A 13,244-nucleotide genomic window follows, 5' to 3' on the forward strand; every position below is an offset into this window, starting at 1 on the left:
TTTGCAATGGGGAGTTAATTCAAAGCGGTGGCTATTGACTGCCAGGCAATGCCAGGGTAACGGTTATTGTCAATTTCAGTATGTTGAGCAGCAAACATGCTATATAGATATTGCATCTGTTGCCACACCGGGTATAATGCATGTTCCCCTTCAGGCTGCTCCTTGCGAATTTGGCTGATATAAGAGGAAAACGCTTCCAATGTTCCCCGCTCCCTGAGGTCGAAGCTGCTCCCGAACAACTGCTTTGCAACGTCTGCCAGTTCTAACGGACTGATTTGCGTTCCCGCAATCCGTAAATAGCGTGGTGTGGAGTCGTCCAAAGCAGCAGCTGCAGTATATGCGGCGGTATCATCTACTGTAGTAAAATCAATTCGCCAGTCCAATTTACCTGTGAAATATTCGATCCTGTGTTCTTTTGTATTGAGCAGCGGGATATCATATTTTAACACATGAGTGAATGCCCCGTTAAAAATGGACGTAGCGCGTATGTCGCTTTGGTCGATAATTGACTGAAAGGTTTTTCGAAGATCAAAGTTCCTGTTATCGCCTGGCTGAAGTTTCGTATAGTCGGTGCAGAAGTCTGAGGGAATGAAGCGGGGCACTCCTGCTTTTATAGCAGCCTGTAGTAAGTGGGATTGTGCGGTAACAATGACATCGTGCAACCCTGCTAAAGCAGATACAACGCAGGATACTCCTTCACACGCAGCAACGAGTCCGCTGATGTCAGACAGCTCCGTTTGAATAATTTCCACACCCATGTCCCGTAAACGGGAAATCTTAGCGCTTTTACTTTCAGGCCGTACTATCGCCCTGACAACGGCGCCTCTCCTTTTCAATTCAATGCATACCTTACTACCCAGGTCGCCGGTGGCTCCGGCAACTAAAATAACCTTATCCATAATGAGTTCATAATTTGAACTCAAAACTATGAACCATCAACATGCAGAAAACTACCAAATGGTAGATAATCATCTTAACGCAGATTTTTACGTATCCTACTTAGGGCATTCGGTGTTATGCCCAGATAAGAGGCAAGCTGTCTGACAGAAATGAGCTGCATAAAACCAGGCTTTTCGAGAAATTCCAGGTACCGCTCTTCCACAGTCATTGTCTGAAAACGTATAATTTCATTTATCATTCTGACTGCCATAGCTTCCCAGGTCTTGCGCCCGAATTCCTGCCATATAGGCAACTCCTGATATAGTCTATCCATATCCTGTTTAGTGATACAATATAATTCAGCAGATGCCACTGCTTCGATATTGAATCGCGTGGGCAACCCGGGATGTAAACTGGATATCTCCGTGAAAAATTCATTGGGCTGAACGATCCATGCCGTCAGTTCGTGATTGTCCGCAAAGAAAAACCTTAAAGCACCGCTATGCAGGAAATAGTACTCATTTGCAATCTGCCCCCGCTTCAATAAAAGGTCTCCCCTGTTAACGGACTTAACATAAAAGCGGCTCATGATCTGTTCAAGATCGATATCGTCTATTGTAACCTTTGATTTAATATAGGCGCTTAGTTCCTGCATCTTATTGAATACGGATTTACTTACCGGGCAAATTTCCATGTAATTATCCCGTTTGGTAAATATAAAATTTAGTGAAGACTTTTCCGGTAACGCATACCCATATGTAGCGTACTCTGGGATAATCTGACTTTCGTATTACATCCATACACTTTACAATCAAGGTGTTCCCAATGGTTGTACAGTAGGAAAATATAGGATCTTTTGATCGGTGATAACTGACTTAGTAGAACTTATACTATATTCATTGCTTCAAAATGCATCTTATGACATCACCCGTCTCCGACAATCATTCCTCCATACCAGTTTTTCTGGAGGCTGGTAGCGAAATGCAACGACGGATCAATGAATTAGACTGGTCGGCCACTCAGCTGGGGCCGATTGCAAACTGGCCGCCATGTCTTCGGACCACGTTGGGAATCATGCTTAATTCCCGTTTTCCCATGTTTCTTTTCTGGGGTGAAAAACATATCTGTTTTTATAATGATTCTTATAAACCGTCTCTGGGCAGGGAAGGTGAAGGCAAACATCCGGGTGCACTTGGCGGCATGGCAGAAAATGTGTTTGCAGAGATCTGGCCACTGGTAGGGCCACAGATAGTGGATGTAATGAGTACAGGCAGGGCTAACTGGTTTGAAGACGTACCTGTTCCAATGAGCAGGAACGGAAGAATTGAGGATATCTACTGGACCTACAGTATGAGCCCTGTTATAAATCAGGATAATACAATTGAAGGGGTACTTGTTGTCTGCACAGAAACATTGGAAAAAGTACAGCAACGACAGGCGCTTGAATGGAGTGAGTCACGTTTTCGGCAGCTTTTCAATTCCAATATTATCGGATTTATTACATGGCGCCTGGATGGTGAGATAACAGAGGCAAATGATGCATTCCTGGATATGACCGGATATAGCCGGCAAGATCTGGAGAACGGTCATATCAGCTGGTCTAATATGACGCCCCCCGAATGGACGAATATCACACAAAAAGGATTGGATGAACTGGAAAAACATGGATATTTTGCACCATTCGAAAAGCAATTCTTTTGTAAAGATGGCAGCAAAGTGGATGTACTATTGGCAGGCACCTTTTATAAAGATTCCAGATCTGAGGGTATCGCATACATCCTGAATATATCAGAAAGAAAGAAAAATGAACACCTGATCGCGTTTCGTCTTCAGTTAGACGAAGCATTAAGAGGCCTGACAGATATACAGCAGATACAATATGAGGCTGCATGTACACTTGGAAGATATTTTGGAGCACACCGGGTAGGTTACGCAGAGGATTATGGTGATGGCCAACGGGTGCGGGTAACACGTAACTACACCAATGGTATTCAGGGTATTGAAGGTATTTACTTTTATGATGATTACGGTCCTGCCCTACTCGATACATTGAAAAAAGGACTGACAGTCGTAAGAAGTGATATCGCCAATGATCCCTCTTTAAGTGAAAGGGAAAAAGAGGCGCACGCCGTACTGGAATTAGGCGCAACTGTGAATGTACCACTGACAAAAGATGGTAAACTTTTCGGTATCCTGTTTCTGCATTATAAAAATGCATATCACTTCAATAAAAGTGAAATTGCACTGATAGAAGAAACTGCCCAAAGAACGTGGGCAGCTCTCGAAACAGCCCGGGCACAGGCTGCACTGGAGGCTTCTGAACAAAAATACTATACCCTTTTTGACTCAATTGACGAAGGCTATATCATCATTGAATTAATTTACGATGATGCAGGAAAACCGGTCGATTTCAAATACCTTGAGGTTAACAGATCTTTTGAACGACATACCGGCCTTAAGGATGCTGTCGGCAAATACGGCCATGAACTAACCCCCAATACTGAAAATGTATGGTTTGAGACATATCACCGTGTCTTAAAAACAGGGGAGCCCGTTCGCTTTGAAGAGTACAACGCCTTCACCAATAAATGGTATTCTACATTTGCTTTTGCCATTGGCACTTCAGGGGAAAACACTATTGCCATCCTCTTTAGTGACATTACGACTACCAAACTGACAGAACAACAACTACGGGAAAATGAAAGCAAACTGCAACTGCAGGTAGCTGCAAGAACTAATGAACTTTCAGCAGCCAATGCCGCCCTCCGGCAAATCAACAGTGAACTGTCCCGTACAAATACTAATCTTGAAGAATTTGCACATGCAGCGTCTCATGATCTGAAAGAACCAATTCGTAAAATAAGATTCTTTGCAAACCGCTTAAAAGAAAGACTTGAATCCAGATTGGCCGATGAAGAAGCGTATCTCCTTAGTAAGGTAGAAAGCGCAAGCCTTCGCATGGACGCGCTGGTAAACGATCTGTTAGTGTATTCGCATCTGGGTCACCAACCTATGGAACGCGAAATGGTTGATATAGACGTCTTGTTAAGTCAGGTACTGGAAGACCTGGAGCTAGACATTGCAGAAAGCGGTGCAGTTCTCCGGACGCATCAGCTTCCCAAAATACAAGGGCATAAACGCCAGCTGCAGCAACTATTTCAAAACCTGATAAGTAATGCTATTAAATACAGGAAACCGGATGCTGTGCCTCGTATCACGATAACTGCAGCTGAGACTTCTGTAAACGATAAGCAATACATATGCCTTTCGGTTGCCGACAACGGTATCGGCTTTGATATGAAATACGCCGACGTGATTTTTAAGTTGTTCTCGCGACTCCATGGTAAAAGTGAATATCCAGGTACAGGTATTGGGCTATCCATAGTTAAAAAAGTCGTTGAAAATCACAATGGCTTTATTGAAGTAGTCACTGCGGATAATCAAGGCGCCACATTCAAAATTTATCTACCCATCGGGTAACGGAAACGACAGCTGCATCTCAGAAAGATGCAGCTGCCGTGTTGTGTATTTACCTTTGAGCTGACAATGCTTTCAGCAATTTACCACAGCATATCTTCGTACGTTTGTGTCCAGGTATCTTATCCTATTACAGGGTAAGTCTGTCCGGTTTGCGCACCCAGGACACTCTTCACATAAGCCTGCCCTACTCTATGCATAGAAGCCGGAATATTACCCGGGAAATAAGGGAAATATGCAGGAGCTGCCTCCACCACTCCCGGCGCTACAGCATTAATACGGATACCATTCTGTAGTTCTATCGCTGCTGAGCGGATAAAGCCGTCTATAGCTGCGTTTACTGTACTCACAGAACATCCGAATGGAACAGGATCATTGGCTAAACTGCCAGACGTCAGTGTAAAGGAGCCTTTGGCCGAAATATACTTTTGGCCGATTAGAACCAAATTTACCTGAGACATGAGTTTACCATCAATGCTGATCCTGAAATTTTCATCTGTCATATCTGAAAATGGCCCGAAATACCCATCACCAGCTGCGCATATTACTGCGTCAAAAGAACCAACCTTTTTATACATCTCATCAATAGAGGCCGGATCGCAAATATTAGCCTGAATATCGCCACTTTTCAGACCCACTTTAATGATCTCATGTGCTGTTTCCAACGCGCTGACAATAGCTGATCCAATTACTCCTGCCGCTCCAATAATAATAATTTTCATAAAATTCCATTGTTTAGAACTCAAAGCTAGAGCAATGCTGTACATTTGTCAAGTAGTTACCTTTTTGTCACGTAATGACATTTTGGTAGTAATTGAACCCAGACGTAATCATGGAAGAAAAAAAAGTTGAAATATTAACACACGGCGCTGCTGAATGTCCGATCACTGCCACTATCGATGTAATAGGCGGTAAATGGAAACCTCCAATCATCTGGTTGCTGTTGAGAGGGCCGATGCGCTTCGGTACTTTAAGTAAAACAATGCCTGACATCGCATTAAAAGTACTTTCGCGACAACTAAAGGAACTGGAAGCAGATGGCATCATCACCAGAAAAGCTTACCCCGAAGTACCTCCAAGGGTAGAATATGCCCTTACTGAAAAAGGTGAATCATTGCGACCCGCATTAACTATGCTGTCTGAATGGAGCGAGACGCATATTTTAGGGAAATAGTGAAGTAGCGGCAGCGCGTTCAGGTTCGGTTAGAATAGAAACATGAGCCTTTTCCCTGTTTAGTTTTTTCTTTAATAACAATTAATGTACTGTAAACAAAATAGAGTCGAAGAAAAGAATAATTCCGTCATGCGTACGGCCGGTTTATGCCAGACTGTAGAATGTGCAATATTTAATTTCCATGCTTACTGTGCTGTTTACGAAAATCCAGTGGCGTATGCCCCGTTTCCTTTTTGAAAAATTTATTGAAATGTGTAGGTTCCGAGAAATGTAAACGATAAGAGATGCTGGAAACATCTTCATCCGTATACTTTAGCAAGTATTTCGCTTCCTCTACCCGTCGTTGTGAAATATAACTTTTGGCTGTTCTTCCGCTGGCCGCCTTGATCGTTTGACTTAAATGATTCGGTGTAATATGGAGCATCGCGGCATAGTCTTCCACCATGAACTTAGTGGCAAAGAACTTATTGACGAGGTAATGGAATTTAGATGTAATGATCAGTGATGCTTTATCCGAAGCTTGTTTGATACTGTTGGCCTCATAGACTCTGCGGACCCGCCATAATATGGCCTGAAAACAAGCTCGTATGACCTCAGTATGATAGTGACCCGCTTCCTCCTGCTCGTGCAGTATTTGCTGATAAAAGGAAGACAGGTGCTGAAACGCTGTATCATTGATCCGGAAAAGATTGACCTCCTGAATATTAAAAAAAGGAAATGCTTCCAAAAAATTCAGCTCACTTTTGAATTGCATGAACTCCGCCTTAAAAAAAGTGCAGAAACCAGACCAATTCCCTTCTTTTCGGAAGCTGGTCACCTGCCCGGGTGCAACACAGATTAATGCGCTTTCCAGATCATCGAAATGCCGATCATTTATATCAATGCTGAAATTTTCCGACCCAAAACTGAGCGCCAGCGTGAAAAAATCTGAACGGTAGGCAGGTAATGACCTCATATCTTCATCGACGCTGCTCATCTTGAAACAATGAAAACCAACATTACTCGTTCTCAGTGATGAGCCAGTTACCTCATGTAATTCGTTAAATTGATGATAAACAGGAATGGTTCTCATGATTAATTTGAAAGGTTATTGATGCAAAGGTACATGGCCTTTTGTCATGCTATTTCATATGAGAAAATAGATATCATGTCAGTGAATGCGAGGTGAGAACACCCATGTTTATATAACAAAAGTGTCCTCCACCCGACTGAACTAATCCAGCATAACATTTAGCACGCTAAGAACGTCCTTCGTATTTTGAATGCCTCTTCCAATGACTGTTGAATATAGGCAATTCCATTGATCGCTTCGGGACTGGCAGCACGTTGAGCAACTTTCGCATCGGTGAAATCAACATCCGCTGTTCTCTCGTTAATCCATAACAGGTTACCAAAAGGATCTAACACCCGGCAAACCTTCTCGCCAAACCAAAGCGGTGTAATTGCTGTGACGGACGTAGCGCCGAGCGACAAAGCATTCCGATAAGCTTTTTCTACATCTTTAACGTACAGGTTCAGAAAGGTAGGCGTCGCTCCCCAGCCCTCACGGGCATCAAACAGCATCACCATCGCGTCCCCTATTCTTACTACCACATGAATGATCTTTCCATCGTCACGGGTTATCCTGCTATTGGGTACTTCCTCACCATCAAAAACTGCTGTTAAAAATGCAATCATTTTGTCTGTATCAGGGGATATGATCCAGGGCGTCACCGCTGTGTAGCCTGCTGGCACTGTACTGATATTCTGTTTGTTTACTGACATTACATATAAATTTGCTGCAAAGCTCAGCGATTAAATGGCCTGACAATAACCTAAAAATGGGGAATGATGGCGAAAATCTTGGTTAAATAGGTACATTCACGAGATCGTACAGGACGTGGATAGTGAGATCAATGCGATAGGTAGTAAAGCGAGCGCTTAAAACCGCCTGCACCTATCAATGATATTAAAAAACCCGTCTCAAATAGTATTGAGACGGGTTTTTCGTTTTAGACAAGGACAAAAGGCAAGGTTGTCATCGTGTATCAGGAACGATCCAGGGTCTCATTCTGCTTAGCGACCTTATCGTTATTTTCTTTCTTCATGGCAGCCAGTTTTTGTCTGAGTTCACTGTTGCTGATACCCAGCATCTGAACGGCCAGTAAACCGGCGTTACGGGCACCATTAACACCTACGGTAGCCACAGGTATATCACCAGGCATTTGTACAATAGACAGCAGAGAATCCCAGCCATCCAGAGAGTTGGAAGACTTGATGGGAACACCTACAACAGGTAAGGTCGTGATAGCTGCCACCATACCAGGAAGATGCGCTGCGCCACCGGCACCTGCAATGATGATTTTCAAACCACGCTCTTCTGCGGTAGCCGCATAATCAAACATTCTTTGCGGGCTGCGATGCGCCGACACAACGTTAAACTCGTAACCTATGCCGAATTTCTCTAACACCTCAATTGCCTGACGCATAATAGGCGCATCAGAACTACTGCCCATAATAATGCCTACTTCTACCTGTTTCATATATCTTAATTTAAAATTTTCCGAATGGTTGCAGCCTTCGCAACAACGCTTTCCATTGTGCTGTCTGCAATAGTAATATGACCCACTTTTCTGCCTAACCTGATGCCTTTTTTACCATACCAGTGAACATGTGCACCTGATATAGCCAACAGGGAACGGAACTTTTCCGCCCTGTTTTCACTCAGCGCCTCTGTTTCCAGTATATTCAGCATCAAAGATGGTAAACGAAGCGCGGTATCACCAAGCGGCAAACCTAATATAGCACGAAGCAACTGCTCATATTGCGATGTTATGCTGGCTTCTATCGTATGGTGACCACTGTTGTGAGGTCTTGGCGCCAGTTCATTTACCAGGATCTTATTATCCTTGGTTATGAACATTTCCACCGCAAGAATCCCTACCAGCTTTAACGCATCGGCAACCCTTTCAGCCAGGGCCACAGCTTCTTCCTGCATTCCTTGCGGCAGTTGAGCAGGCGCCACCTGGGATTCAAGTACAAACTTCTCTTCTGAAAAGACCATCATCACCGGATCATAGCACCTTACATCACCCTGTTCATTTCTTGCTACAATTACTGCGATTTCATGCTTAATATCTACCAACTCTTCCAGCACGGATGGCGCATCAAAAGCGGTGGCGATATCCGCAGTTGTCTTCAACATCATCACGCCGTAACCATCATAGCCATCACGACGTTTTTTCAGACAACCCGGTAGCTTATTTTCTAACTTATGGAGATCATTCCTGCTATCAACCGCCACCCCTGGTACTACGGGTATATTATGCGACAACAAAAACTGTTTCTGGGTATACTTATCCTGGATCACCCTGATACTGTCAGGAGTCGGGAAAACCTTCTTCCCCTGCTTCTCCAGCTCAAGTAAAGCGTCGATATTAACAGCTTCCATCTCGATCGTGATCACATCCAGGTCCTTTCCGAACGCCAGTACTGCTTCATACGATTTCGGATCCGCACAGGTAAAAGAAGACGTATAACGGGCACAAGGCGCATTTGCGTCTTTATCCATTACTGAAATGCTGAGGCCGAGATCGATGGCATGCCTGATAAGCATACCGCCCAGCTGACCGCCTCCTAATATTCCTATTTTCAAATTTTCAAGCATAATCTTCAATTGGGATGCAAAGGTATAAAACTATTGCAAATGATCGCTATCCCATTCTATTCCAAGGTTGCGCTGACGACCGCCTTATACCTGCCAGGGAAAATCCGTTGCCAGGGAAAGGAGACAACGCCTCCAAACAAGCCCTGAGCCGCTTCCCATCTTTCGTCCACCCTATACCTCCAGGACGCGACGCATGTTATTTTACATTGATTTATAATAGTATATATATAACAACCCTAATTAGTTATTCGTATCTTTCCCATTACCGGGAAGGTTCAGGACCAATTATGTCGTAGTCCCTGATGTCAGCACTTTTTGTATTAAAGGCATATCCTGCTATAATCACAAACTCGTCTCTGTTTACATACATGTCCGGAGCAACCAGATTATCTTAATTGGCGCTTGCCGGCTGAAAGCCCCACGGTTCATAGGTACACATGACTATACCCTATGCCTACACGACTCTCCTGCATCGCGCCTGCCACACTTTCCGCTGTGTTAATTACAGGCTGCCAGTCAAAAAACCTGCTTCAACGCAGCAGCTTTTTCAACAGGAAAATTTACAGTTACCTGGAAAGATGAAAATGAAGGACGGGACCGCCTGTTCATTTACAGGTGAATGGTTTGGTTACAAGACACAGAGAGAATGGCACAACACTGCCTGTCTGCTGGTAACAGCTGCATAATCAGCCGAACCTGCAGGCAATAAGAAAAATATCTCACAACAACATATTGTGAGATCAGGCATAACGCAACTATAATTTCATCAGTTAATGATGAGTCTGCGGGTGTAACAGCTTATAAAGCTCCTGCTGAAGATCCTCGTTCTTATGTTTATTCAGTTGTTCCGATTCAATCTCATAAAATCCTGTCTTCTTACCTAATGTTCCAATAACGAAGGAATGTCCGGCCTGAGCGGGTTCACCGGTTTGGGGGTGCTTTTTGGAAAGCGTTACAATTACATCTTTTGCTTTTGACATGTAGTGAATATAACAAAAAAACGGCACATTCTGACTGATTTACAATGTTTTATTCAGATCAGGAGTTAGCGTCTCCTTCTTCCTGAAAATATGGGTCAGCCGTTGCCAGCAGTTCTCCCGGCGCGCTGTTCTTGCTACGATAGTATAAGCCCCGGTCGTGTAAGTACCTGGTGTGGTCGCAAATCCCCCCTCAAAATGTCGGATACTGCCACCGTCAACGTCAGATTTTCCCGCCACCTTTGTCATATCAGCGCTAATGATCAAACACGCCAGGTAAAACATAAGTGGAGCAGCAACCACTTTAAAAACGGGCGAAACCGAAAAGCCAGACGAGTAGGAAACAAAACAACATCTTATGGCAAACAACGCTGTCTCACTACACAGAATGCTCAAAACATCTCCTGAAAAATTATACCGCGCATTTACAGAAGCACCCGCCATCGCTTCATGGCTACCTCCTTATGGATTCGTCTGCATCGTTCATGAAATGAATGCCGTCGCCGGAGGTACCTATAAAATGTCCTTTCAAAACTTCTCTACCGGTAACAGTCATTCATTTGGTGGAACTTTTCTTGAACTCAAACCAAACGAATTCCTGAAATACACCGATAAATTTGATGACCCTAATCTGCCAGGTGAAATGATCACCACTATATGGCTGCAGAAAACCATCGCTGGCACCGATATAAAGATCACCCAGGAAGGTATACCCGCTGCCATTCCTGCTGAAATGTGCTACCTCGGCTGGCAGGAATCACTGGAAAAGCTCGCTAAACTGGTAGAGCCTGAGATTCCGGACGCCTGAGATTGCGTACCCTGACATCTGCTAACCATTATGTCAAAGAACTGATCACCGCACGCCACCGTGCGACCGTTTACGCTATTCGCTGCAGTGCTGCATTTGCTACACCAGCAAGACCTAAACGCATTACTTTCAATATCGAAAATCTGTAAGGATCTGCTACAAACTTTGAGGAAAGGTGACAACACCTTCGCCATCTCACCCGCAAAAAAATCTTAATGATATTTGAAATAATTAATATATTTGCAACGCAATACAAATACGGAAACCAATTGTTACCTGTGTTTTAAACCCTTAACCTTTACTGCATACACATTTAACCAGATATATAATAAACCTATGAAGAAGTTACTCTTGAGTGCTGTCGCACTTGGACTGTTGTTTACTGCCTGTAAAGACGACGAAACCAACCCTACACCTGAACAAACCAGCATGAAGCTGTGGGCGACATCTATCTCTGCAACCGATAAGATCTCTATTCAGTATAATGCAGACAGACAAATATCGCTGTACCAGCTGGAAATGCTGGATGAGAACAGTTCCTTGTTCATCAAGCCTATATACGAAAATAACAGGATCACCTCTTTACTGGCCGGCTCAACCGCTAACGCCATTACGAATAAAGCGATGACTTACAAGTACAACGACGCCGGGAAAGTATTATCTGTTGATTTTTACGATGATAGTGATGGCTCATTAAACCAGTTCGATAGTGTCGCATACAATGCAGCTGGCCGTGTAGCAGCTGTGTACTATGCAGAAAAGACCTCTGCTGAAAAACACCTGGGCTTCTACAGGAAAACCGTGTTTGAATGGGATGCAAAAGGTAATGTGACCAGGCAACATAAGATCTCCATTGTAGACGGTAAAGAATCTACCGATACAACCACTACCGTATACACCTATGACGATAAGGTGAATCATATCGCAAAACAGGCAGACTTCTACCTGTTCGACGTGGAAGAAGTAGCATCAGAACTCTCCGCCAACAACATCGTGAAGGAAGAAACAGTTAGCGGCGACTACAGGTATCTTGATACTGCTACCTATACCTATGACGCCGACAATTATCCTGTTACACGTAACAGCACCTATAAAATATTCGGACCTGATGGCAAGGAAACGTATTCCCGCACCGAAAGTACAACACTGACGTACATCAGGAAGTAAGTAGCTGCGGAACAGCTGACAATTGATCAATTAGAATAAAAAAGCGCTGTAAACTAATAATTTACGGCGCTTTTTTTATTCCCCCTTCCCTTCACCTGGCTGTTCCCCCCGTGAAGACAAGCACTTATCACGGCAAGGATTTTATCTAAAATCCCAAACAATTCTTCATCTTTGATAAAATCTAATTAAAAAAATGAATTATTACCGATCGCTCTTGCTGTTGCTCCTGATTGGCATTACCCAGGCTAGTTCTGCACAGAAGAAGGTATTGCTTAAAATGGCATTCACGCCTAACAAAACGTATAAGACGGAAATTGTCAACCTGATGGACATGGAAATGAATGTCAAAGGGGACTCCGCCATGTTAGCCCAGATACAGGCAAGTGGCATGCAACTGCCTATTATTATGAAAATGAATCAGGTACTGGGTACTACCACCAAAGCGGGTGCGGAGCGGGCTGATAAAAAAGTACCGCTGCTCATGACGTTCGACAAGATGGAGGTTAGCCAGACTGTAGGCGGACAGGAAAGCACTCAGAATACTAATCCTTTTGCCAATGCCATCATAGAAGGCACCGCGCTGGAAGACGGAAAGATCGCGATTGATACGATCAAAGGCGAAATAGATAATGCGCTGAAAGCCTCTCTCCGTCAAACGGTGACCACTATGCAGGCAAATATCAAATATCCAAAGGAAGAACTGAAGATCGGCGATTCATTTGACCAGGAAATGCCAATGAACATCCCTATACCGGAAGCGAATATGAAAATGATCATCGCCATAAAGTATATATTGAAGGAGATCAAAGATGATAAAGCGATATTCGACCTCAAACAAACCATTAGCATGGATGTAAATATGACAGACAAGAACAGCAACGCAAATGGTATCGGAAATGGTACAGGTACAATGACCTACAATATCAGCAAGAAGATCGCAGAAGAGTCTGTTTCTGATATTAAATTCCAGTTTGAATTCAATATATCTGGTTTAACAATGGCTGCCGACTGTAACGCGAAGACAACTACAAAAGTGACTGTTGAATAGTCCCATCTGTAAATACATGAAGCAGATGCTTCCTGCATATTTGCAGATAGCAATCTTATAAAACAGAA

General features: G+C 43.6%; 14 protein-coding genes. 5 read left to right on the forward strand and 9 right to left on the reverse strand.

All coding sequences use genetic code 11. The features are described 5' to 3' along the window. Positions 1 to 14: 14 nt before the first annotated feature. Positions 15 to 899, reverse strand: a complete 885-nt coding sequence (locus GWR21_RS10170) for an NmrA family NAD(P)-binding protein (RefSeq protein WP_162331634.1) — start codon at positions 897 to 899, stop codon at positions 15 to 17. A 74-nt stretch (positions 900 to 973) separates the two neighbouring features. Continuing rightward, on the reverse strand, positions 974 to 1,573 hold the full coding sequence (locus GWR21_RS10175; RefSeq protein WP_202929076.1) for a Crp/Fnr family transcriptional regulator: 600 nt from the start codon (positions 1,571 to 1,573) through the stop codon (positions 974 to 976). 224 nt (positions 1,574 to 1,797) lie between these two features. Between GWR21_RS10175 and GWR21_RS10180 the strand changes: the two genes are divergently transcribed. Then, a complete protein-coding gene (locus GWR21_RS10180) occupies positions 1,798 to 4,359 on the forward strand; it encodes an ATP-binding protein (protein ID WP_162331635.1) in 2,562 nt (853 codons plus the stop codon). Positions 4,360 to 4,478: 119 nt separating this feature from the next. Here the strand turns inward: GWR21_RS10180 and GWR21_RS10185 are convergent, their stop codons facing one another. Beyond that, entirely contained in the window at positions 4,479 to 5,078 is a 600-nt protein-coding gene (locus GWR21_RS10185; protein WP_162331636.1) for a short chain dehydrogenase, read from the reverse strand. Positions 5,079 to 5,188: 110 nt separating this feature from the next. On the opposite strand from GWR21_RS10185, the gene GWR21_RS10190 reads away from it, so the two are divergent. Continuing rightward, the gene (locus GWR21_RS10190) at positions 5,189 to 5,530 is read left to right on the forward strand and encodes a winged helix-turn-helix transcriptional regulator (RefSeq protein WP_162331637.1); all 342 of its coding nucleotides are present in this window, start codon (positions 5,189 to 5,191) and stop codon (positions 5,528 to 5,530) included. A 172-nt stretch (positions 5,531 to 5,702) separates the two neighbouring features. On the opposite strand, the gene GWR21_RS10195 is transcribed toward GWR21_RS10190, so the two are convergent. The 6 genes from GWR21_RS10195 to GWR21_RS10220 form a co-directional block, all read right to left on the reverse strand. After that, the gene (locus GWR21_RS10195; protein WP_162331638.1) at positions 5,703 to 6,602 is read right to left on the reverse strand and encodes a helix-turn-helix domain-containing protein; all 900 of its coding nucleotides are present in this window, start codon (positions 6,600 to 6,602) and stop codon (positions 5,703 to 5,705) included. A 158-nt stretch (positions 6,603 to 6,760) separates the two neighbouring features. Further along, positions 6,761 to 7,294: a VOC family protein gene (locus GWR21_RS10200; protein ID WP_162331639.1), complete on the reverse strand. Its 534-nt coding sequence runs from the start codon at positions 7,292 to 7,294 to the stop codon at positions 6,761 to 6,763. Positions 7,295 to 7,557: 263 nt separating this feature from the next. Continuing rightward, positions 7,558 to 8,052 carry a 5-(carboxyamino)imidazole ribonucleotide mutase gene (purE, locus tag GWR21_RS10205; RefSeq protein ID WP_162331640.1) on the reverse strand — a complete coding sequence of 165 codons (495 nt, stop codon included), beginning with the start codon at positions 8,050 to 8,052 and terminating at the stop codon, positions 7,558 to 7,560. Between the two features lie 5 nt (positions 8,053 to 8,057). After that, the gene (locus tag GWR21_RS10210) at positions 8,058 to 9,176 is read right to left on the reverse strand and encodes a 5-(carboxyamino)imidazole ribonucleotide synthase (protein ID WP_162331641.1); all 1,119 of its coding nucleotides are present in this window, start codon (positions 9,174 to 9,176) and stop codon (positions 8,058 to 8,060) included. Positions 9,177 to 9,946: 770 nt separating this feature from the next. Beyond that, positions 9,947 to 10,156: a hypothetical protein gene (locus tag GWR21_RS10215; protein ID WP_162331642.1), complete on the reverse strand. Its 210-nt coding sequence runs from the start codon at positions 10,154 to 10,156 to the stop codon at positions 9,947 to 9,949. Positions 10,157 to 10,195: 39 nt separating this feature from the next. Continuing rightward, on the reverse strand, positions 10,196 to 10,402 hold the full coding sequence (locus GWR21_RS10220; protein ID WP_162331643.1) for a hypothetical protein: 207 nt from the start codon (positions 10,400 to 10,402) through the stop codon (positions 10,196 to 10,198). Between the two features lie 109 nt (positions 10,403 to 10,511). Here GWR21_RS10220 and GWR21_RS10225 point away from each other — a divergent pair, with 109 nt between their 5' ends. The 3 genes from GWR21_RS10225 (at position 10,512) to GWR21_RS10235 (ending at position 13,176) form a co-directional block, all read left to right on the forward strand. Beyond that, positions 10,512 to 10,961, forward strand: coding sequence for an SRPBCC family protein (locus GWR21_RS10225; RefSeq protein ID WP_162331644.1), 450 nt, complete (start codon positions 10,512 to 10,514; stop codon positions 10,959 to 10,961). Positions 10,962 to 11,297: 336 nt separating this feature from the next. After that, entirely contained in the window at positions 11,298 to 12,128 is an 831-nt protein-coding gene (locus GWR21_RS10230) for a hypothetical protein (RefSeq protein ID WP_162331645.1), read from the forward strand. A 193-nt stretch (positions 12,129 to 12,321) separates the two neighbouring features. After that, complete coding sequence (locus GWR21_RS10235; RefSeq protein ID WP_162331646.1) at positions 12,322 to 13,176, forward strand: hypothetical protein; 855 nt, start codon at positions 12,322 to 12,324, stop codon at positions 13,174 to 13,176. The last annotated feature ends 68 nt before the right edge of the window (positions 13,177 to 13,244 follow it).

The organism is Chitinophaga agri, assembly GCF_010093065.1.
Lineage (GTDB): Bacteria > Bacteroidota > Bacteroidia > Chitinophagales > Chitinophagaceae > Chitinophaga > Chitinophaga agri.